Source organism: Paenibacillus doosanensis (assembly GCF_025060755.1).
GTDB classification, from domain to species: Bacteria; Bacillota; Bacilli; order Paenibacillales; family NBRC-103111; genus Paenibacillus_S; species Paenibacillus_S doosanensis.
This window is the reverse complement of the sequence record NZ_JANYUY010000088.1, coordinates 1-18,664: the sequence shown is the minus strand read 5'-3', so window position 1 is coordinate 18,664 and position 18,664 is coordinate 1. Positions and strand designations below refer to the sequence as shown.

At 57.2% G+C, this 18,664-nt stretch carries 13 protein-coding genes; all 13 read left to right on the top strand.

Annotation, left to right across the window (positions count from 1 at the left end; translation table 11 throughout):
* Positions 1-362: hypothetical protein (locus N0M98_RS32770; protein WP_259620402.1), on the top strand; the 362-nt coding region annotated here is incomplete at its 5' end.
* A gap of 232 nt (positions 363-594) precedes the next feature.
* Positions 595-1,572 (top strand): 50S ribosomal protein L11 methyltransferase, encoded by a 978-nt coding sequence (gene prmA / locus N0M98_RS32765; protein WP_249862472.1) that lies wholly within the window; start codon positions 595-597, stop codon positions 1,570-1,572.
* A gap of 9 nt (positions 1,573-1,581) precedes the next feature.
* Positions 1,582-2,277, top strand: a complete 696-nt coding sequence (locus tag N0M98_RS32760; RefSeq protein WP_249862473.1) for a site-2 protease family protein — start codon at positions 1,582-1,584, stop codon at positions 2,275-2,277.
* A gap of 135 nt (positions 2,278-2,412) precedes the next feature.
* On the top strand, positions 2,413-3,219 hold the full coding sequence (locus N0M98_RS32755; protein WP_249866499.1) for a 16S rRNA (uracil(1498)-N(3))-methyltransferase: 807 nt from the start codon (positions 2,413-2,415) through the stop codon (positions 3,217-3,219).
* Positions 3,220-3,224: 5 nt separating this feature from the next.
* Positions 3,225-4,565 carry a tRNA (N(6)-L-threonylcarbamoyladenosine(37)-C(2))-methylthiotransferase MtaB gene (gene mtaB / locus N0M98_RS32750; RefSeq protein WP_249862474.1) on the top strand — a complete coding sequence of 447 codons (1,341 nt, stop codon included), beginning with the start codon at positions 3,225-3,227 and terminating at the stop codon, positions 4,563-4,565.
* Between the two features lie 124 nt (positions 4,566-4,689).
* Entirely contained in the window at positions 4,690-5,118 is a 429-nt protein-coding gene (locus N0M98_RS32745) for an NUDIX hydrolase (RefSeq protein ID WP_249862475.1), read from the top strand.
* 96 nt (positions 5,119-5,214) lie between these two features.
* On the top strand, positions 5,215-6,588 hold the full coding sequence (locus N0M98_RS32740; RefSeq protein ID WP_249862476.1) for a class I SAM-dependent rRNA methyltransferase: 1,374 nt from the start codon (positions 5,215-5,217) through the stop codon (positions 6,586-6,588).
* Positions 6,589-6,789: 201 nt separating this feature from the next.
* Entirely contained in the window at positions 6,790-7,392 is a 603-nt protein-coding gene (locus tag N0M98_RS32735) for a nitroreductase family protein (protein WP_249862477.1), read from the top strand.
* Positions 7,393-7,426: 34 nt separating this feature from the next.
* Complete coding sequence (locus N0M98_RS32730; protein ID WP_249862478.1) at positions 7,427-8,524, top strand: rhamnogalacturonan acetylesterase; 1,098 nt, start codon at positions 7,427-7,429, stop codon at positions 8,522-8,524.
* 247 nt (positions 8,525-8,771) lie between these two features.
* A complete protein-coding gene (gene addB / locus N0M98_RS32725; protein WP_259620401.1) occupies positions 8,772-12,488 on the top strand; it encodes a helicase-exonuclease AddAB subunit AddB in 3,717 nt (1,238 codons plus the stop codon).
* The gene (addA, locus tag N0M98_RS32720; RefSeq protein ID WP_259620400.1) at positions 12,469-16,524 is read left to right on the top strand and encodes a helicase-exonuclease AddAB subunit AddA; all 4,056 of its coding nucleotides are present in this window, start codon (positions 12,469-12,471) and stop codon (positions 16,522-16,524) included. Before addB ends, addA begins: the two co-directional genes overlap by 20 nt.
* 25 nt (positions 16,525-16,549) lie before the next feature.
* The gene (locus N0M98_RS32715; RefSeq protein WP_249862481.1) at positions 16,550-17,725 is read left to right on the top strand and encodes an exonuclease SbcCD subunit D; all 1,176 of its coding nucleotides are present in this window, start codon (positions 16,550-16,552) and stop codon (positions 17,723-17,725) included.
* 180 nt (positions 17,726-17,905) lie between these two features.
* A partial coding sequence (locus N0M98_RS32710) for an AAA family ATPase (RefSeq protein ID WP_259620399.1) occupies positions 17,906-18,664 on the top strand: 759 nt, incomplete at its 3' end.

Here is an 18,664-nt window from a genome sequence, read left to right as displayed (position 1 = left end):
GGGAAAGTCCAGTCCCTTTTGCAATTTTCAAGGTGCGATTTACTGGAAATCGAAAAGTTTGCGGCCAGTTCCCATGGGAACTGGAAATCGGCTTAAAACTTGGTTCTAGAAATACTATACGAGGAGGAGTCAAATTGCAGGCTGGATATGTATTAGTGGATGATCATGATTTTGAAACGGCTCAAAAGATGGGTTGCCCCGTGAAGGCGACTCAAGGCGGAATGGACATTTATCCGCCCGGGAAAGTGACCGGATTTTCTTCCGACCATGTTACGATTAGCGGCAAGAACGGGAGCAAACGGTTATTCCGCTCCGTCAACCGGTTCGAAGTGGTTGAGGCGGCAGCTGCGGCTCAGGAATAGCACTGAAAATAGAGCACTCTCTTTCATTGGAGGGTGCTTTTTCTCATTTCATCATCGTCAATCCCGCAAGCGTTGACGCGGCGGCAAGGGGATGTCCGCCTGCGGGGAAACCTACTGTAAGCAGATTGCGGCAGGCTGCGCAGGAGAGGCGGGACTATGTTCTTAGCCCGAATTATTGTATACTGGGAATTATGTGCATTGCTTTAGTCGAACGTTTAGGGAGGATTCAGACATGCGTTGGCATGAAATTACGGTAAATACGACAGAAGAAGCGATCGAAATGATCACCAACTTTATTCATGAATTAGGAGCGGGCGGAGTATCCATAGAGGAGTCCGGCACATTGAACAAACAGAGGGACACCTCTCTCGGGCAATGGTATGAGCTGCCCTTGAACGATATTCCGGAAGGCCGCGCCGTCATTAAGGGCTATTTCTCCGAAGGCACGGATATGGATGCCATTATGGATTCGCTGCAGCGCTCCGTCGAGCAGCTCGCCGAATTCGATATCGATACGGGCAGTCCGACCTATGAGCTTAAGGAAGTCGACGACGAAGATTGGGCTACCGCCTGGAAGCAGTATTTCAAGCCTCTGCGCATTTCCGAGCGGCTGACGATCAAACCGACGTGGGAAGAATATACGCCGGGACCGGAGGAAATCATTTTGGAGCTGGACCCGGGGATGGCATTCGGCACAGGGACGCATGCGACGACCTCGCTATGCTTGAAGACGCTGGAGAAGGTCATTCAAGGCGGCGAGGATGTCATCGACGTAGGCACGGGCTCCGGCGTGCTCGCCATCGCGGCGGCCAAGCTGGGTGCCAAGCATGTGCTGGCTTTGGATCTCGATCCGGTGGCCGTATCCAGCGCTTCGGAGAATTCGCGGCTGAACGGACTGGAATCGCAAATTACCGTCAAGCTGAGCGACCTCTTGGGCGTGCTTCGCGAGAGTGCGGCCGGCGATGCGGGAAGCGCGCTCGGCGTGAAGCTGCCGGTCCGGATTGTCGTCGCCAACATTTTAGCCGAAATTATTTTGCTGTTTGTGAAGGACGTCTACGATGTTTTGGAAACCGGCGGGACTTACGTCGTGTCGGGGATTATCAAAAGTAAACAGGACGATGTGGAAAAAGGACTCGCCGAGGTTGGCTTCACCGTAACCGAATGCCATGAAGACCAGGATTGGGTCGTTATCATCGCCCGGAAGCTGTAGGTGCCGCCGATGAATTGGAGCTCCTTTCTGGCTTATCCCGTCGAGCAGCTGCCGTTCGTTTTTATCGTGCTGCTGATCGGCTTCACGATTCACGAATTTGCACATGCTTTTTTCGCCGACCGGTTCGGGGACCCGACTCCCCGTTCCATGGGCCGGCTCACGTTAAACCCGAGAGTGCATATGGATTGGCTCGGCATGATTTTTTTCCTCATTATCGGGGTAGGCTGGGCGCGGCCTGTGCTTGTCAATCGTTCCAGGTTTAAGTACCCGCGCTTGATGGGCATTATCGTCTCTTTGGCAGGACCGGTCAGCAATCTGATTCTCGGCTTCATCAGCTTAATTGTTTTTTATTTGCTGCTGTTAAAGTTTCATGCTCTTGACCATACGTCGACCGGCGTTACCGAGGCGGTTCATATCTTTTTCAGCTTAATGGTGATGCAAAATATTTTTCTGTTCATCTTAAACCTGCTGCCGCTGCCTCCGCTAGACGGATACCGGATTTTGGAAGACCTGCTTCCGACGTCGATCATGATGAGAATTAAAGCTTACGAGCAGTGGCTGTTCTATGCGATTTTGCTGATGTTTTTCATTCCGCCGATTCGTGCGATAACGATCGGTCCGGTATTTGCCCTTCAGGGCAATATTTTGATGGTGTTTCAGCAAATAGCGGAATGGATTTTTGGCCGGGGAGCGCTATGGGGCTGACGGCGTCCCGCCGCTTGCGGAATACGCTGGGGAATGCTGTAAGCAGTGGCTTTTTTACAAAAAAAGTTGTATGATGAAAGTTGACGTTTTTTATTTTTGCAGCATATTGACCATAGAAAGAAAGTAGAGAAAACGATGCAGCGTTACTTTATTGCACCTGAGCTGTTTGCCGATACGTTCGTGACGATAACCGGCGACGATGCTCATCATATCGTTCGCGTCATGCGAGGCAAGGCGGGCGACCAACTGATCGTCAGCGACGGCGTTAGCCGGGAAGCCTTGGTGAAGCTGCGCGAGCCCGAGAAGGACCGCGTTATTGCCGATATCGTCGAGCGGCTTGCGATGAACAACGAGCCTTCCGTCGAAGTATGGATTGCGCAAAGCTTGCCTAAAGGCGATAAGATGGAGCTCGTCATTCAAAAAGGGACGGAAATCGGCGCAGACCGGTTTATTCCGTTCGTTTCGGAACGCACCGTCGTGCAGCTCGACGCCAAAAAAGAAGGCAAGCGGATCGAGCGCTGGCAAAAGATCGCCAAGGAAGCGGCCGAGCAGGCCCACCGCAACCGGATTCCTGCCGTCGAAGCGCCGCTTGCCTGGAAGCAGCTGCTGAAGCTGGCGGGAGAAGCGGATGCCGCATGGATATGCTATGAGAAGCAGGAAGGGCTGCAGTTCAGAACGCAGATTCAAGAAGCTTTGTCCAAAGGCAAAGCGTTTCGTATAGATTCAGATTCCGGGCTTGGCGGCGATTCAGGCGGAACGAAGCGGGTGAAGCTGCTGCTGATTATCGGGCCTGAGGGCGGCTTCACCGAGCAGGAAGTGGAGGCGGCGGAAGCGGCAGGCTGCCGCTCCGTCAGCTTGGGACGGCGCATTTTGCGCACGGAGACGGCCGCGATGGTCGGTCTTACTTGCATATTGTACGAAACCGGAGAGATGGGAGGATAACGAAGATGCCTACAGTTGCGTTTCATACGTTAGGCTGTAAAGTCAACTTTTACGATACGGAAGCGATTTGGCAGTTGTTCAAGCACGAAGGCTATGAACAGGCAGACTTTGAGTCGACCGCCGACGTATACGTTATTAACACTTGTACCGTTACCAATACGGGCGATAAGAAGAGCCGGCAGATGATTCGTCGCGCCGTGCGCCGCAATCCGGAGGCGATCGTTGCCGTAACCGGATGTTACGCGCAAACTTCTCCTGCCGAGATTATGGCCATACCCGGCGTGGACCTTGTCATCGGGACGCAGGACCGGGACAAGATTATTCCTTATGTGAAGCAGCTTCAGCAGGAGCGTCAGCCGATCAATGCGGTGCGCAACATTATGAAGACCCGTCAATTCGAAGAATTGGACGTGCCTGATTTTGCCGACCGGACGCGGGCGTTTCTGAAAATTCAGGAGGGCTGCAACAACTTCTGTACGTTCTGTATTATTCCGTGGTCGCGCGGGCTGATGAGAAGCCGGGAGCCGCAAAGCGTGCTGAAGCAGGCGCGCATGCTCGTCGATGCGGGCTATCAGGAAATTGTCCTGACAGGTATTCATACCGGCGGCTATGGAGAAGATATGGAGAACTACAGCTTGGCGAAGCTGTTGTGGGATTTGGATAAAGTCGACGGGCTGAAGCGTATTCGGATCAGCTCGATCGAAGCGAGCCAGATCAACGAAGGGGTGCTGGAGGCGCTGAAGGGCTCCGATAAAATGTGCCGCCATCTTCATATTCCGCTGCAGGCCGGAGACGATTCGGTGCTTGCAAGAATGCGCCGTAAATATACGACCGCCGAGTTCGGCCGCAAAATTGAACAAATTCACCGCATTATGCCGGGCGTAGCGATTACGACCGACGTCATCGTAGGCTTCCCTGGAGAAACCGAGGAAATGTTCCGTGCGGGCTACCGCTTCATGGAGCAGATGCAGTTTTCGGAAATGCACGTATTCCCGTACTCCAAACGCACGGGCACTCCGGCGGCCAGAATGGAAGATCAGATCGACGAGGAAGTGAAGAACGCCCGCGTTCATGAGCTGATCGATTTGTCCGAGCGCATGCAGCTCGCTTACGCGAAGCAGCAGATCGGCCAGGTGCTCGAAGTTATCCCGGAGCGCGCTCATAAAGGCGAAGAAAACAGCGGCTTAATCATGGGGTACTCCGATAATTATGTGCAGCTTGTATTCGAAGGCAGCGAAGATATGATCGGCAGCGTATGCCAAGTGAAGCTGACGGAAGCGGGCGTCAACGAATCCCGCGGCCAGCTGGTGCGAGCGCCCGAGCTGTCCCGGGCGATGATCGTCTGAGACGGTGCCGTAGAGCATGCTGCCGTTAATGTTTTGAAGCGACTCGTACAGAATCAAGGATTTCATTCCTTATGAAGGATGAAATCCTTATTCTTTCTCAACTAACCGGAAAGGGTGAATCCGCATGAAGGAAATTTCAGCAGGAGGGGTTGTATTCCGCAAACACGGAAATGAAATTCACGTACAGATGATTCAGGATCGCTATGGCAAGATCACGCTTCCCAAAGGGAAAATGGAGCCGGGAGAAACGGTGGAACAGACGGCGCTGAGAGAAATCTTGGAGGAAACGGGCATTGTCGGAGCGATTGTGGAGCCCATCGAAACGATTACATATCAATTTACGATGTCGGGGGTAGGGCTGGTCGACAAGGAAGTGCATTATTTCCTGGTGGAGGCGACCGGCGGATCATTGCAGGCCCAGGTCGAGGAAATCCGCGGCGTAGAATGGCTTCATCCGCTGGAAGCGTGGCATCAGCAGACGCATTCGGGCTATGGCAATAACGATTCGGTTTTGAAAAAAGCTTTGCATACATTGGGGTACGAGGTAACCTAATTGCCGTAAAGCCCGGTAAAGCCCCGGTTACGCGGAAGCTTTGCCGGGTTTCATAGCAATTCCTCAACTTATATACAAAGAGAGTGGGCAAATACGTTGGCTTCTATATTTTTGCATAAAAAAAGAAAAAAACGGCTGGAGGGCGGCCACCCGTGGGTATTTAAAACCGAAGTAGAGCGGATGGAAGGGGAGACCGAACCCGGAAGCGTGGTTCATATTTATAATCATGCCGGGCAGTATGCGGCAACGGGGTATTGGAACCCCGCTTCGCAAATCGTCGTGCGGGTTGTCTCCTATGAACCGATCGAAGAGATGACTCAGACATTCTTTGCGGAGCGGTTCCGCCGCTGTCTCGACCAGCGGGAGCGGTTCCTGCCCGGAGCGCGTTCGTACCGGCTCGTCTACGGGGAAGCGGATTTTCTGCCCGGACTCATTGTCGACCGGTTTGAAGACGTGCTGGTCGTGCAAATTTTGACGCTGGGCATGGACCGCGTTCGGGATGACATTATTTCCGCCTTGGCAGAAGTGGTGAAGCCGGCGGGGATTTATGAGCGCAGCGATGTCTCGGTGCGCGAACTGGAAGGGATGCAGCAAAGAACGGGGCTGCTGTACGGGGAATGTCCGCAGCATGTCCGGATTACCGAAAACGGGCTATTGCTCGATATCGATATTATGCAGGGCCAGAAGACGGGTTATTTCTTCGACCAGCGTGAAAATCGCGCGGCTATCGCCCCTCTCATGCAGGGATGGGGCAAGCGGAGCGGGATTGCGCTTCAAGACATGCCTGCCGAGGACGGCTCCGGCGGGATGGTGCGGATACCGGTCAACGCGAGCGGCAAGCCGGTTACGTTCCCTTGGTGGGACGGAGCGACCGTGCTGGAATGCTTCTCGCATACCGGCAGCTTCACGCTGAACGCGTGCAAATACGGCGCCAAGAAGGTAACATGCCTCGACATCTCCGAGCATGCCGTCGAGAGCGCGCGCAACAATGTCGCCTTGAACGGTTTCGACGACCGGGTCGAGTTCGTAGTTGCCGATGCTTTCGAATATTTGCGCGAGCAGGTCAGAGCCCTCGATCAGCGCAGCGAACGGGCGCAAGCGGGCAAGAAGAAGGTCGATACGTCCCAGCCTCTGACGGCAAAAAGCCAGACTTGGGATGTGGTCATTCTCGACCCGCCCGCGTTTGCCAAGACGAGGAGCGCCGTGGAAGGAGCTTGCCGGGGATATAAAGATATTAATCTGCACGGGATGAAGCTGGTAAATGAAGGCGGTTATCTCGTGACGGCAAGCTGCTCGTACCATATGAAGCCTGAGCTGTTTCTGGAGACGATTCATGCGGCTGCGGCCGATGCCAAGAAAATATTGCGCTTGATCGAATTCCGCGGCGCCGGCAAGGATCATCCCCGCATTTTGGGCGTGGACGAAGGCCATTATTTGAAATTCGCGATATTTGAAGTGCGCAGCAAATAAGCTTACGCGCATGGACGGATGCCGTCGCTAAGACGTTCGCTGAACGGGTCTTGGCGGCGGCTTTTTACCGTTTCAGACAAAAGCGGGCTATTGAATTTGTGAAGCGCAGCACTTATAATGTAAATGATAACTATTCTCAATGTTGTTAATTGAAAGCGTATAGGATGTTCTTCCCAGTCTCAAGAAAAGGTGGTACTTAGGATGGCAGAACCGTTGACCATATCTTTATCCATGTCTCTCGGAGAAGCTCTGCGCAGCCGCCGCAGCGTCGGCAGAGTGAAGCAGGAGCCTGTCGACAGACAATGGATCGAAACTTTGCTCGAAGCGGCCAATTGGGCGCCGAGCCATCATGCGACCGAACCTTGGCGTTTCTTCGTCATGACCGGCGCGGGCAGGCAAACATTGGCCGACGCTTACGCCGATATCGCCGCCGAGACCTTGCAAGCGGGAACGGAGGAGGAAGTGCAGACGCTGCGCCGCAAGGCGGGAGACAAGGCGTTTCGCGCCCCTGTCGTCATCGCCGTCGCCGTCTCTCCGTCCAGCTCGCAGGCGGTCAATCGGATGGAGGAATTCGCCGCCGCGCACTCCGCCGTGCAGAACATGCTGCTTGCCGCTCACGCTCTTGGGCTCGGCGCCATCTGGCGTTCCGGGGAACCCGCTTACCATCCGCGGATGAAGCAGGCGTTCGGCCTCGGCGAATCGGAGGCAATAGTGGGGCTGGTTTATGTCGGTTATCCCGATATGCAGCAGCTGCCCGGAAAAAGAGAGCCGTACACCGGCAAAACCGTGTGGCTGGAGCAATAATTCCGCGCCGCGCTTGGCATAGTAGGAGGATTCCATGAACGTTCATTACCGATTCTCACTGGATCAAGAGCATGCGACGGACGATGCCATTAAGCTGGCCCCGTTCACGCCGTACAGCCCGTTAACCGGGTACGGTTTCGCGCGTTCGGTGCAGCCGTCCAAAAACGAGGATTTACGCGATTCCTGGCCCGGAGATTATTTTCCGGAAGCGGTGCCCACCTTGCTCATCGACGTGCCTTACGGAAATTATCGGGTGTCCGTAGCCTTGGGCCGCGCCGGCGGGGAGAGCGTAACGACCGTGAAGGCGGGGCTCGGCAGCCTGATGCTGGACCGTATCCGGACGGGGCTCGGCGAGTTTGTCACGAAAAGCTTTGCCGCGCATGTCGCCGACGGGCAGCTGAAGCTTGCGTTCTCTGGGGAAGCGTCGGGCGTGCGTTCGGTCGAGGTGGAGCGCGTCCAGCTGCCGACGATGTACTTGGCGGGCGATTCTACGGTGACGGACCAGCCTTCCGGCCAGTATCCTTATGCGGGCTGGGGACAAATGATTACCGCCCTGCTTAACGGCAATATCGCCGTATCGAATCATGCGCGCTCGGGCAGAAGCTCCAAAAGCTTTATTACGGAAAACAGGCTGAACAACATCTGGAATAAAATCGTTCCGGGGGACTATCTGTTCGTTCAGTTTGCCCATAACGACGAGAAGGACAATGAAGGAGGCACGAAGCCGGAGTCGACCTATCCGCGATATTTGCGCGAATATATTGACGGCGCGAGGCGGCGAGGGGCTTATCCGGTGTTGGTGGCTCCGATGCATAGACGGTTTTTCGACAGCAGGGGCCGCATCGAAAACACGCACGGCGAATATATCGGCGCCATGAGGCGGCTGGCGGAAGCGGAGCAGGTCCCTTTCCTGGACTTGGCAGCCCATAGCCAAGCGTTATTCGAGCAAATGGGCGAAGAGGCAACGAAACGGATTTTCATGTGGGCCGAGCCCGGCCAATATCCGAACCTGCCGGAAGGCGCTCAGGATAATACGCATTTTTGCGAAGCCGGAGGCGTGGAGATTGCCAGGCTGGTCGTCCGATGCATCCGCGAAGCGGGAATGGAACCGCTTGTCTCTTATTTGCGGTAAACGTACCGAAGCATGGTTTAAAACAAGCAAGATCGTCCGGAGCCGTCCGGGCGATTTTTTTTGCAAAAAAAGGGAACGTATGTTTTAGCTCGGCCGGTTATGCTATACTAAACCAAAACATCCCTTTCCCTTTAAAAGACTTTTTTTGATAGAATAGTAGAGTTAGGGAAATGGCGAATACGTGCTCCTAATCGCGGGCACTCGAGCTTTTATATATGAAATCGGCATACATAAGGAGGTTGCAGGCATGGCAATCCGGTTTGTGCTGGGAAGAGCCGGCAGCGGAAAAAGCGAATACTGTTTGCGCAGCGTCAAAGACAGGCTAATCGAGTCGCCGAGCGGGCGGCCGCTCATTTTGCTGGTGCCGGAGCAGGCTACCTTTCAAGCGGAGTATGCGCTGGCATCCGCTCCGGAGCTCGGAGGAACGCTGCGCGCTCAAGTGCTCAGCTTCCGCAGGCTGGCGTGGCGGGTCATGCAGGAAGTGGGAGGCACGGCGCGGCTGCCGATCGACGATACGGGGAAAAAGCTGCTCATTTATAAAATTTTACATAAACATCGCGACAGCTTGAAGCTGTTCTCCGCGACGGCGGAGCAGATGGGGTTCATTGAAAAGGTAAGCGATTTGTTCAAGGAGTTTAAGCGGTATTGCATCACGACGGACGGCTTGTCGGCGTTTATGGACAGCTCGGCCGTGAAGGAACAGCCCGCATCGATGCTGGACAAGCTGCATGATTTACGGCTGATTTACGGGGAATTCGAGCAGGAGCTGTCCAAAGCTTATTTGGACGGAGAGGATTATTTGACGCTGCTCGCCGCGCAGCTTCCGCAGTCCGAGTATATCCGCGGGGCCGAATGCTGGATCGACGGCTTCCACGGCTTCACGCCGCAGGAGTTTGCCGTCATTGAGCAGCTCGCCTCCAGCTGCCGGGAAGTCGCCTTGACGCTTTGTCTCGACCGGGAGTACCGGCTTGGGGAAAAGCCGCATGAGCTGGATTTGTTTCATCCTACGGCGAGAACGATGCTTCAACTGCTGGAACGGCTGGAGGCGCTGCATGTGCCGATCCGCGAGACGCTGATTCTCGGGAGCTCTCCGCCGGCGCGATTTGCGGCAAGCCCGATGCTGGCCTATATGGAAGGCGCCTTCGAGCAGCGGGTCAAACGGCCTTATCCGGGGATGACGGGGGCGATTGCGGCTTCCGCAATCGATGGCGTACGCCTGACGGCGGCCGTCAACCGGAGGGCGGAGGTAGAGGGAGCGGCCCGCGAGATGATCCGTCTCGTCCGCGAGGAAGGGTTGCGCTTTCGGGACATGACGGTCACGGTGCGCAACGTTGAGGCATACGGCGAGCTGATTGCAGAGACGTTCACGGACTACGGCATCCCCCACTTCTTTGACAATAAGAGGACGATGATGCATCATCCGCTGGTTGAACTTATCCGCTCGTCGATGGAAGTCATCCTGCATTATTGGAAATACGACGCCGTATTCCGCTGTGTGAAGACGGATTTTTTTCTCCCGCTGCAGCATGATGAGAAGGCGGAGGAGAATGCGCCGGACCGTCATTCGATGGATCAGCTGGAAAACTATGTTCTCGCCTTCGGCATTCGCGGGGCGAAATGGTTCGACGGGAAGCCATGGACGTATTCTATGCGCTCGAGCTTGGAGCAGCCCGAGGGGGCGGGAACCGATTCGGAAGCGGCCTTCCTGCGTAAAATGAACGCCTGCCGGAAAAGAATCGCCGATCCGCTCCACGCGTTTCAGGAACGGATGAAGCGGGCGAAGACGATAGCCGAGAAGGTTAAAGCGTTGTACGGTCTCCTGACGGAGCTGCAGGTACCTGAACGGCTGGAGAGCTGGAGCCAGAAGGCCGTGCGCGAAGGCAAGCCGGAGAAAGCGCGCGAGCATTCGCAGGTATGGGACCGCATCATCGACATGCTGGATCAGCTGGTCGAGCTTCTGGGAGATGAGACGGCGTCGGCGGAAACGTTCGCAGGCTTGCTCGAAACCGGGATGGAGAGCATTAAGCTGGGGCTGGTGCCGCCGTCTCTGGATCAGGTATTGGTCGGAAGCATGGACCGGACGAGAACGGGCCGTATGAAGCATGTATTTGTGCTCGGCGTCAACGAGGGTGTCATCCCGGCCAAAATGAAAGAAGACAGCGTGCTGAGCGAACCGGAGCGGGAGAACTTGACCGCGCTCGGATTGCCGATGGCGGAAGGAAGCCGCAGGAAGCTGCTTGACGAGCAGTTTCTCATCTATTGCGCTTTCTGCACGCCTTCGCACTGCCTGTGGCTCAGTTATCCGCTGGCCGACGAGGAAGGAAAGTCGCTGCTGGCTTCCGATGTCATCCGGCATATGAAGCGAATGTTCCCGTCGGTCAAGGAGCGGCTCGTTATGGCCGAGCCGGCTTCATCCATGACGATGACGGAGCAGCTCGATTATGTGTCGCATCCGCACAAGGCGATGTCCTACCTGATAGTGCAGCTGAAGCAATGGATGAAAGGCGAGCCGATGTCGCCGGTATGGTGGTCGGTTTACAACTGGTTCGTCCGGCAGCCGGGCTGGAGCGCCCGATTGCGGCTTATGCTGCAGGCGCTTCTGTATACGAACGAAGCGAAGGGGCTGCGCCCGCTGACAAGCAAGCTGCTGTACGGGGATCATGTGTTGACGAGCGTGTCTCGGATGGAGCGCTATGTAGCCTGTCCGTTCTCGCAGTTCGCTTCTCACGGGCTTCGTCTGCAGGAACGCCGAATATTCCGGCTGGAGGCGCCCGATATCGGGCAGCTGTTCCATGCGGCGCTGAGCTTGTTCGCCGAGCAGGTGACCAAGGACGGGAACGAATGGGGCAAGCTGACGGCCGAAGATTGTCTGGTCACGGCGGGCAGCGTCGTCGACACGCTCGCCCCGAGGCTGCAGAGCGAAATTCTGCTCAGCTCCCGCCGTTATCATTATATTGCGCGCAAGCTGAAGCAGGTGATCGGTCGTACGGCGCTCATGCTGGGCCAGCACGCCAAATTCGGGCAGTTCGAGCCGATCGGGCTGGAGATCGGGTTCGGGGCGGGACAGCCGATTCCTCCATTATCTTATGAGCTGGAGAACGGCATTCGGATGGATGTGCGCGGACGGATAGACCGGGTCGATCGGGCTGACACCGATCAGGGAACGCTGCTGCGAGTCATCGATTACAAATCGAGTCCGACGGCGCTTCAATTGGCCGAGGTGTACTACGGCTTATCGCTGCAGATGCTGACTTATCTCGACGTCATTATGACTCATGCCAAGACGTGGCTGGGTACGGAAGCGAAGCCCGCGGGAGTGCTGTATTTCCATGTACATAATCCGCTGCTGCAGACGAAAAACCGGATTTCGGCGGAGAAAGCGGACGATGAGCTGCGCAAAAAATTCAAGACGAGAGGGCTTGTCCGGGCGGATGCGGAAACGGCGCGAATGATGGACAGCACGTTAAGCGGAGCGAGCGGCCATTCGCAGCTTATTCCGGTGGCGCTCAAAAACGACGGCAGCTTCTATAAATCTTCGTCGGTCGCCGACGACGCCGAGTGGAAGCTGCTGCGGGATTATGTACGGCAAACGATGAAAGGTATCGGAGAGGCGATGACGGGCGGAGACGTCGCGATACAGCCGTACCGGATGGGCGCCGAGACGGCTTGCGCCCACTGCTCGTTTAAGCCTGTATGTCAATTCGATACGCAATTCGAAGCGAACGGCTATAGGGTGCTGCAGCCTATGGGCAAGGATCGCGCTATGGAGATGATGAAAGAACGGGTGGAGGCGGAGCCTGCTCCGCGTATCGTGCCGTTCCGGCCGGCCCGAGCGGGCGCCAAAAAAGCGAAAGCCGCTGCGGCGGAAGCAAGCGGGGAGAAGACGCTGGATATGGAGCAATTGGAATGGTTCGAAAATCTGGATATGACGGGAGGCGAGCCGGATGATGAACAGGATACCTAAACCGGAAGGGGCCGTCTGGACGGACGATCAATGGGATGCCATCGCGATTCACGGCCATGATATGCTGGTGGCTGCGGCCGCAGGCTCGGGGAAGACCGCCGTGCTCGTCGAGCGGATCATACGCCGCATCTCCGACGAGCGGGAACCGGTGGATGTGGACAGGCTGCTTGTGGCTACGTTCACCAATGCGGCTGCGGCCGAGATGCGGCATCGCATCAGCGAGGCGCTGGAAAAAGCGCTGGAGCGTAATCCGGGCTCGGATCATCTGCGCAGACAGCTTGCTTTGATCGGCAGGGCTTCGATTACTACGCTGCATTCCTTCTGCTTGGAAGTCATTCATACCCACTATCAGAAAATCGCGCTGGACCCCGGCTTTCGCATTGCGAACGAAACGGAAAGCGAGCTGATGCGGCAGGATCTCATCGAGGAGCTTTTCGAGGAGCAGTACGGCTTGGCTGAAGAGGGCGGAGATTTTTGGCGTTTGGTGGAATGGTTTGGCGGAGAGAAGAGCGACGACGCTGTTTACAGGCTCGTACAGCGATTGTATGACGAATCGCGCAGCCATCCGAGACCCGCAGAGTGGCTGAGGGAGATGGCGGAGCTGTTCGTGCGGGCCGGCGGCAAGCCGAATCCGTGGCTGCCTAGTCTGCTGGCCTCGGTAAAGCTGGAGCTGGAAGGGGTGGCTTCGACGCTGCGCGAGGCGATGCGGCTGGCGGAGCAGCCCGGGGGTCCGGAGCCTTATATGGTCAATCTCCGCGAGGATCTCGATGCGGTCCGGTATTTACAGGATGTGGCGGGCTACTCTTGGGAGCATCTGTACGACTCGTTTCAGGGAACTTCCTTCGGCAAGCTGAAGCCGTGCAGAGGAGACGGGTACGATAAGGCGCTGCAGGAACAAGTGAAAGAGCTGCGAAATCAGGCGAAAGAACAGCTGACGGAGCTGGGCGAAGAACTGTTTCAGCGCACGCCCGAGCAGTATGACGAGGAATTATCCGTTCTGGCTCCGCTCATGAAGGCGCTGGTTGAGCTGGTCATCGAGTTCGGGCGGCGTTATCAGGAGGCGAAGAAGGCCAAAGGGCTCGTCGATTTCGGCGATTTGGAGCATTATTGCCTGGATATTTTGGCCGAGGACGGAGAAGCGGCAGGAGAGCTGAAGCCCTCCCAGGCGGCGCTCCATTACCGGGAGCATTTCGCCGAGGTGCTTCTTGACGAGTACCAGGACACGAACCGGGTACAGGAAGCGATCGTTGCTTTAATCTCGAGAACAGGGCCGGGGAACCGGTTTATGGTCGGGGATGTAAAACAGAGCATTTACCGGTTTCGTCTGGCCGAGCCCGGCTTGTTTCTGGAGAAATATAAGCATTATCAAAAAGACGGAACCGATCCCGGACAGCGCATCGATCTGGCGCAAAACTTCCGCAGCCGGCTGTCGGTCGTTCACGGAGTCAACTATATTTTCAAGCAGCTGATGGGCGAGACCGTCGGCGAAATCGCCTATGACGAGCGCGCCGAACTGAAATACGGGGCGTCGTATTATCCCGAATGGCCCGGCTTGTCCAACGGTCCGGAAGCCGCCGAGTTTATCATTATCGATCGTTCCGAAGCCGATGGCGCCGATGCCGGAGACCGCGACGGCGGTTATGCGCCAACGGCGGAGCAGGCGGATGCGAATGGGGAAGCTTCTGAAGGCTTGGACCCGGCGAGCGAAGCGAAGGAATTGGAGACCGTCCAGCTGGAGGCGCGCGCGATAGCGGCGCAAATTCATCAATTGCTCGGAACCGGCGGCGGTCCGGCATTTCAAGTGTTCGACAAGTCGACGGGCGGCAGACGGGACATTACGTTCCGCGATATGGTGATTTTGCTGAGGGCTACCCAGCAATGGTCGCCGGTGCTGATTGAGGAGCTGCGCCTGCAGGGAATACCCGCGTATGCAGAGCTGAGTACGGGGTATTTCTCGGCGACGGAGGTTGAGGCGGTGCTGTCGCTGCTGAAAGTGATCGACAATCCGTATCAGGATATTCCGCTTGCGGCTGTGCTTCGTTCGCCAATCGTCCAGTTGGATACGGAGCAGCTGGCGCGCATCCGAATCGAGGGCAAGTACGGCTCCTTCTATGACGCCGTACGAGCTTTTATAAAGGACCCCGAAGCGTCGTCATCGGCTGCGGATCTGTCCGAAGGGAATTCTCTGTTGTCCGCGATCCCGGAGGAGGAAGCCGGCGAGAACAATTCCGGTCTGCAGGTAGCCTGGATGGAAACGGCTGCGGCGAGCGAGAGCGCAGGAAATGCATACCGGACGGCGAGCCGTCCGGACGATGCCGTTCAGGCGGATGCCAGAGCCAAGCTGGTGCGGTTCGCAAACCGGCTGCGAGGATGGCGGGAGGCGGCGAAGCAGGGACCGCTGTCAGAGCTGATTTGGAACATTTACCGCCAAACGGGCTATTACGATTTCGTCGGAGGGCTCCCCGGCGGCGCGCAGCGGCAGGCGAATCTGCGCGCGCTATACGACCGGGCCCGCCAGTATGAAGCGACCTCTTTCCGGGGGCTGTTCCGTTTTCTTCGCTTCGTTGAGCGGATGAAGGATAGCGGCGGAGATTTAGGAACCGCCCGCGCGCTCGGCGAGCAGGAGGATGTCGTGCGCATCATGTCGATCCATAAGAGCAAGGGGCTGGAATTTCCGGTCGTTTTCGTAGCCGGGGCCGCCAAGCGCTTTAACCAGCGCGATTTGAGCGATCCCTTTATGGTGCACAAAGACCTTGGCTTCGGCCCTAAATTTATGGATGCGCAGACGCGGATCAGCTATCCGACGCTGCCTTGGCTGGCTATACGCCGAAAGATGAAGATGGAGATGCTGGCGGAGGAGATGCGGGTGCTGTATGTCGCCTTGACCCGGGCCAGGGAAAAGCTCTATTTGCTGGCTACGGTCAAAGGAACGGACAAGCTGCTGCACAGCTGGGCCAGGGTGCTGGAGCATGACGGAATGCTGCTGCCCGATGATCTGACCGTCAAGGCGAAAAGTTATCTCGACTGGATCGGCCCGGCTTTGATGCGGCATCCCGACGGTGAAAGGCTGAGGGAAAGAGCCGGAGTAACGTATCGCTGTCCGGCGTGGCTGACGGAGGATCGTTCTCAGTGGCTCGTTCACTTCCTGCGTCCTGAATCGTATGCGGGGCTCGCCGAGGCTGCGGCCGTTCAGGAGGTAGCGGAGGAACGCAGGCAGGCGGTGCTTCGATTGGAGCCTGTAGAGGACGGTCCCGAAGGAGAAGCGGACCGGTTTGAAGCTCAGGTCTGGTCCAAGCTCTCATGGGCTTATTCCCATGAAAAGGCGTCGTCGCTGCTGTCCAAAACATCGGTGACGGAGCTGAAGCGGCTGTCCGAGCATCATAAGCTGCTTGAGATGATGTCGGGCGAACCGGAAGCGCCGATGCTCGCGGGGCTGCAGAAGGAAACGCCGCAGGAGTACCGGCCGGCCATTGTCCGCAGACCGCGGTTTATGGAGAAGAGCAAGCTGACCGCCGCCGAGCGGGGCACGGTATTCCATTCGGTTATGCAATATATCCGGTTGGACGAGGAGCCGACGGCCAATCAAATTCGTGAGACCTTAGCCGAGATGCTGCGTAAACAATTATTGACGGAAGCGCAGCGGGAGGCGGTGGACCCGGATGTCGTCGTCTCCTTTTTCCGAAGCCCGTTAGGACAGCGAATGCTGAAATCGCCTTCGGTCCATCGCGAGGTGCCGTTCAGCTACGGGCTTCCGGCCGGCGAGATTTATGCCGGAGCGGATCAGGCGACGGCAGGAGAGACGATTTTGCTGCAGGGGGTTATCGACTGCGTGTTCGAGGAGCAGGACGGATTGGTGCTGCTGGATTACAAAACCGACCATCTGAAAGGCGGCGGGGAAGCCGCTCTTCAAGCGGTGCGCGAACGCTATCGGCTGCAGCTGGACTTATACGGGCAAGCAATTGAAAGAATATGGAAGAAGCCGGTCACAGGAACGTATATCTTTTTATTCGACGGACCGCATTTGCTGGAAATGTAAACGTACGTTAGAAAGGAGAGAGGTTATGCGGGTTTTACATACGGCGGATTGGCATTTCGGCAGGACGCTGGAAGGCCGGAGCCGGTTGGCCGAGCAGGAGGCGTTCGTGGACGAGCTGGCCCATTTGGCGAAGGACCAGCGGATCGATCTGGTGCTGCTTGCGGGGGACGTATACGATTCGGTCAATCCTCCGGCAGCGGCCGAGCAGTTGTTCTACGACGCGCTGGCGAGGCTGGCGGATAACGGCAGCAGGCCCGTCGCCGTCATCGCGGGCAATCACGATCATCCCGATCGTCTGGCTGCCGCCGCTCCTTTGGCGCAAAAGCTGGGCGTTCGTCTGGCCGGGCTTCCGGAGGACCGGATCGAACGGATACAAATCGAACGGACGGGGGAACTGGCTTGCCTGTTCTCGCTGCCGTATCCTTCGGAATCGCGGCTGAAAGAGCTTTTGTCCGACGATGCGCAGGAAGAGATGCTGCGGGCGGCCTACTCCGACCGCGTCAAGTATATCGCTTCGCAGCAGGCGAAGCATTTCCGACCCGATACGGTCAATCTGCTGATGAGTCATATTTATGTGCTAGGCGGCGCCGAAAGCGAGTCCGAGCGGCCGATTCAAGTGGGCGGAGCTTACACGGTCGACACGGCGGCGCTCGACGTCGGAGCTCAGTACGTCGCGCTCGGCCATTTGCACCGGCCGCAAAATATAAAGGCTCCTTCGCTTATGCGCTACAGCGGCTCGCCGCTCGCTTACAGCTTTTCGGAAGCGGGCCAAGCCAAATCCGTTACCGTATTCGACGTGGAGCCGGGAGGCCTTCCGTCTATGGAGGAACTGTATTTGTCCAGCGGCAGGCCGCTCGTGAGGTGGAAGGCGGCGCAGGGCCTCTCCGAGGTGCACGGCTGGCTCGCGGAAGGACGCGACGCGCAGGCGTGGATCGATTTGGAAATTCATATGACGGAAGCGATGTCGATGGAACAAATCCACGCCTTGCGCAAAGCGCATGAGGGGATCGTTAACATTCGGCCGATTTATCCGGAGATGGAGGCCGCCGCGGCTTCCGCCGTCTCGATCCGCAGCATGCCGATGGACGAGCTGTTCCGCCGCTATTATGCGCGGCAGACCGGGGGAGCGGAGCCGGAGGAGGAGCTTGTCCGGCTGTTTCTTGAGCTTTTGGAGGTGCCGCAAGCGGAGGAGGCGCAATAACCGACCCGGATGGCATCCTATGAGTGCCGCGCAGCGGTTCGGGAGCAAAAACGGATGAACCGCAATCGCGGCCGGGCAAACGTCTTGGCGGCATAGAAGAGCCGCACGGACAATAGCGGGCGGCCGTTCCCGGCTTGTTGCCCGGAAGCAAAGCGGTTTGGAGAGGAGGAACAAGGGGACATGAGACCTATACATATGCAAATGGCGGGGCTGCAAAGCTATCGCGAACCGCAGGAGATCGATTTTACCGCCTTGTGCGACGCGGGGGTGTTCGGCATCTTCGGGCCGACGGGCAGCGGCAAATCGACGATTCTCGATGCGATGACCTTGGCGCTGTTCGGCAAGGTGGAGCGGGCGGCAGGGGGGACGCAGGGCATTATGAATCATGCGGAGCAGACGCTGTCGGTTTCGTTTACGTTCGAGCTGGGTCACGCCCCGAAAACGCAGCGGTTCCGTGTGGATCGCCAGTTCAAGCGGAGCGGGGACGTATCGGTGAACAGCACGGTAAGCCGACTCATCCGCTATCAGGACGAGGAGACGGTTGTGCTGGCCGATAAAGCGGGCGAGGTCAATCAGCGGATTCAGGACATATTGGGCTTGTCGATGCAGGATTTTACGAGGGCGGTCGTTCTTCCGCAAGGAAAGTTCGCGGAATTTCTCGCGCTGAAGGGCAGCGAGCGGAGGCAGATGCTGCAGCGCTTGTTCCATCTGGAGCCGTACGGCGACCAGCTGAGCGCCAAGACGTCCGTCCGTTTCAAGGAAACGGACATCGCGATCAAGGAGCTGCAGGCCGAGCAGCTCGGGCTCGGCGACGCCTCGCAGCAGGCGCTGGACGCCGCCGCCGCCGCGCTGGAGGCTGCGGCGGCGGCCGCGCAGGAAGCGCGCGCGCAGCTGGCCGCCTGCGAGGCTCGCGCAGCCGAGCAGCGCCAAGTGCGCGAG

What these genes read in the sequence shown, in the direction of transcription:
- N0M98_RS32755 (WP_249866499.1), top strand. Translation starts at nt 2,413, where the DNA reads ATGCAGCGTTACTTTATTGCACCTGAGCTGTTTGCCGATACGTTCGTG.
- mtaB (WP_249862474.1), top strand. Translation starts at nt 3,225, where the DNA reads ATGCCTACAGTTGCGTTTCATACGTTAGGCTGTAAAGTCAACTTTTAC.
- N0M98_RS32760 (WP_249862473.1), top strand. Translation starts at nt 1,582, where the DNA reads ATGAATTGGAGCTCCTTTCTGGCTTATCCCGTCGAGCAGCTGCCGTTC.
- N0M98_RS32715 (WP_249862481.1), top strand. Translation starts at nt 16,550, where the DNA reads ATGCGGGTTTTACATACGGCGGATTGGCATTTCGGCAGGACGCTGGAA.
- addA (WP_259620400.1), top strand. Translation starts at nt 12,469, where the DNA reads ATGATGAACAGGATACCTAAACCGGAAGGGGCCGTCTGGACGGACGAT.
- N0M98_RS32730 (WP_249862478.1), top strand. Translation starts at nt 7,427, where the DNA reads ATGAACGTTCATTACCGATTCTCACTGGATCAAGAGCATGCGACGGAC.
- N0M98_RS32735 (WP_249862477.1), top strand. Translation starts at nt 6,790, where the DNA reads ATGGCAGAACCGTTGACCATATCTTTATCCATGTCTCTCGGAGAAGCT.
- addB (WP_259620401.1), top strand. Translation starts at nt 8,772, where the DNA reads ATGGCAATCCGGTTTGTGCTGGGAAGAGCCGGCAGCGGAAAAAGCGAA.
- N0M98_RS32745 (WP_249862475.1), top strand. Translation starts at nt 4,690, where the DNA reads ATGAAGGAAATTTCAGCAGGAGGGGTTGTATTCCGCAAACACGGAAAT.
- prmA (WP_249862472.1), top strand. Translation starts at nt 595, where the DNA reads ATGCGTTGGCATGAAATTACGGTAAATACGACAGAAGAAGCGATCGAA.